General features: G+C 73.1%; 2 protein-coding genes and 1 pseudogene. 1 reads left to right on the forward strand and 2 read right to left on the reverse strand.

Going from position 1 to position 2,906, the window contains the following annotated elements; genetic code table 11:
- Positions 1-10: 10 nt before the first annotated feature.
- The gene (locus ACJA3G_RS34300) at positions 11-619 is read right to left on the reverse strand and encodes a winged helix-turn-helix domain-containing protein (RefSeq protein WP_406556940.1); all 609 of its coding nucleotides are present in this window, start codon (positions 617-619) and stop codon (positions 11-13) included.
- Positions 620-975: 356 nt separating this feature from the next.
- Positions 976-2,004 (reverse strand): glutamine synthetase, encoded by a 1,029-nt coding sequence (gene glnII / locus ACJA3G_RS34305; RefSeq protein ID WP_406556941.1) that lies wholly within the window; start codon positions 2,002-2,004, stop codon positions 976-978.
- A 222-nt stretch (positions 2,005-2,226) separates the two neighbouring features.
- Here glnII and ACJA3G_RS34310 point away from each other — a divergent pair.
- Positions 2,227-2,906 (forward strand): annotated as a pseudogene (locus tag ACJA3G_RS34310) (Gfo/Idh/MocA family protein); the annotation flags it as partial.

The following is a 2,906-nucleotide window of genomic DNA, read 5'->3' on the forward strand; positions in this document are numbered from 1 at the left end:
GCGGGGCGGCTCAGGGGGCGTACTTGTACCCGACCCGCCGGACCGTCTGGATCGCGTGGCGGTGAGGGGCGCCCAGCTTGCGGCGGAGCCGGGCGATGTGGACGTCCACGGTCCGGCCGTCGCCGACGTGGCCGTACCCCCACACCGTGGTCACCAACTGGTCGCGGGTGTGCACCCGTTGGGGGTTCGCCACCAGATGGGCCAGCAGCTCGAATTCGAGGTACGTGAGGTCGAGCGGGTGTCCGTCGACCTCGGCGGTGCGGCGGACGGTGTCGATGCGTACGAGCGCGTCGCCCGCGGTCGCCGGATCCGGGCCCGGCTCCCCGGCCGCGGTGGCCGGGACGGGAACGGCCGCGGCGGCGGGCCCGGGCAGCGGCGGCTGCTGGTCGGCCGGGAGGAGCACCAGATAGCCGACCATCGGCGGCCGGCCGGGCAGCACGGGCAGCGTGTGCGGCGGTGCGGGCAGCCAAGTGGCGCCCGGCGGAAGGAAGTCGGCGACCGTGCCGGTGGCGGCCACTTCGTCGCGGTCGACGGCACGGAGCCGGTGGCGTCCCGGCGGGACGGGGACGGGGCGGGCGGCGGTCGCGGCGGAGGTGGAGAAGACAGGGGCGTTCGCCATGAGAGGTCAGCTCTTTCGCGCGGAGTCGTCGGGGGACGTACGTCGTCGCGCGCGGGCCGAAGGCCTTCGGTGAGGGGAGGCTTTAGAGGGCCGGCGCGTTCGTCGCGCGGCAACACACCCGGTCGAAGTCGTGGTGCTGACGGGACGGCCAGAACGGCTCGAGGTCGCTGCGACCTGTCGCGGGGTTCGGATGGCTGGCCATGTGCATATTGAAGCAGATGCCCCGGCGGCGAGCAGTGGCCTCCCCCACACCGGTACGGAACTCGGCCGCACGATGGCCGGAACTCGCCCTGCCACAACGCCCGGAGGGCGCCCGCCGCGTGTGCGAGGGCGCCCTCACGAGCAGGTCGTACGGCTCAGACCTGGCCGGCCTTCTCCAGACCGGTGCAGCAGGTCTCGACGATCAGCCGGGTCACCACGTACGGGTCGACGTTCGCGTTGGGGCGGCGGTCCTCGATGTAGCCCTTCTTGTCCACCTCGACCTGCCACGGGATGCGCACCGAGGCACCGCGGTCCGAGACGCCGTAGGAGTACTCGTTCCACGGGGCGGTCTCGTGCAGACCGGTCAGGCGGTCGTCGATGCCGGCGCCGTAGTTCTTGACGTGGTCCATCGGCTTGGAGCCCTCACCGAGCGACTCGCACGCGGTGATGATGGCGTCGTACCCCTCACGCATTGCCTTGGTGGAGAAGTTGGTGTGCGCGCCCGCCCCGTTCCAGTCGCCCTTCACCGGCTTCGGGTCGAGCGTCGCCGATACGTTGAAGTCCTCGGCGGTGCGGTAGAGCAGCCAGCGCGCGATCCACAGCTGGTCCGAGACCTCCAGCGGGCCGACCGGACCGACCTGGAACTCCCACTGGCCCGGCATGACCTCGGCGTTGATGCCGGAGATGCTGAGGCCCGCGGCGAGGCAGTGGTCGAGGTGCTTCTCGACGATCTCGCGGCCGAAGATCTCGTCGGCGCCGACACCGCAGTAGTAGCCGCCCTGCGCGGCCGGGAAGCCGCCGACCGGGAAGCCCAGCGGGCGGGCGCCGTCGAAGAACGTGTACTCCTGCTCGATGCCGAAGATGGGCTCCTGCGCCGCGAACCGCTCGGCGACCGGCCGCAGCAGAGCGCGCGTGTTGGAGGCGTGCGGCGTGCCGTCGATGTCCAGGACCTCGCACAGGACCAGCAGGTTGTCGCCGCCGCGGATCGGGTCCGGGCAGGAGAAGACCGGCTTCAGGACCCGGTCGGAGGCGTGGCCCTCGGCCTGGCTGGTGGAGGAGCCGTCGAAGCCCCACACCGGCAGCTCGGCGCCGTCCGGCACACCCGCTATGATCTTGGTCTTCGAGCGGAGCTTGGCGGTCGGCTCGGTGCCGTCGATCCAGATGTACTCAGCCTTGAACGTCACGGAAGCCATCCTTTGCGGGAGCTGCTGGTGGTGCGGGAGCCGCGGTGCGGCGGGGCCGCCGGCGCCGTGCGGGGCGTCCGGGGCTGCTGGGGGCAGCCTCACATCCCGGGATTTCCCGTCCGTTGCCCGTATGTGAACCCGGTGTTACCCGGGTTCCGTCCGTAACCCGAGGGTTTCCCGCGCGACCGGCGAGCACACTGATCGGTATGACCGACGTATCCGGCGGCGCACCCGGACGTCGAGTTCGCCGGGATCTGGGGCCGCCGCCCGGAAGCCGCGGCCGAACTCGCCGCCGCGCACTCCGTTCCCGTGTACGAGGACGTGGACGAGCTGTTCGCGGCGTGCGACGCGGTCGCCTTCGCGCTGCCCCCGGACGTCCAGGCGCCCCTGGCCGTACGGGCCGCCGGGGCCGGCTGCCATCTGCTGCTCGACAAGCCGGTCGCCACGGACGCGGACCGGGCGCGCGAGGTCGCGGAGGCGGCCCGGCGCGCCGGGGTCGCCTCAGTGGTCTTCTTCACCCTGCGCTTCGCCCCGGCCACGGCCGGCTGGATCGACCGGCGGGCCGCGTCGGACGGCTGGTTCACCGCGCACGCGCACTGGCTCGGCTCGCTCTTCACCCCCGGCGCCTCCCCGAGCCCGTACGCGGCCTCGCCCTGGCGCCGGGAGAAGGGCGCGCTGTGGGACGTCGGCCCGCACGTCCTGTCGGTGCTGCTGCCGGTGCTCGGCGAGGTGACGCGGGTGACGGCCGCGCCCGGCCCCGAGGACACCGTCCATCTGGTCCTGCGCCACGCCTCGGGCGCCTCCGCCACGGTGACGCTCGGCTGCGGCGCGCCCGAGGCCGTGGCGGGGCTGGGCGTGGAACTCCTGGGCGAGCGGGGCGTGGAACGGCTGCCGGACTGGGG

The sequence above is a fragment of the Streptomyces sp. YS-3 genome (assembly GCF_045257485.1).
In the GTDB taxonomy this organism is placed as follows: domain Bacteria; phylum Actinomycetota; class Actinomycetes; order Streptomycetales; family Streptomycetaceae; genus Streptomyces.

Bases quoted from the DNA above. Each gene is read 5' to 3' on its own strand.
- ACJA3G_RS34300 (WP_406556940.1), bottom strand. From the start codon at position 619: ATGGCGAACGCCCCTGTCTTCTCCACCTCCGCCGCGACCGCCGCCCGC.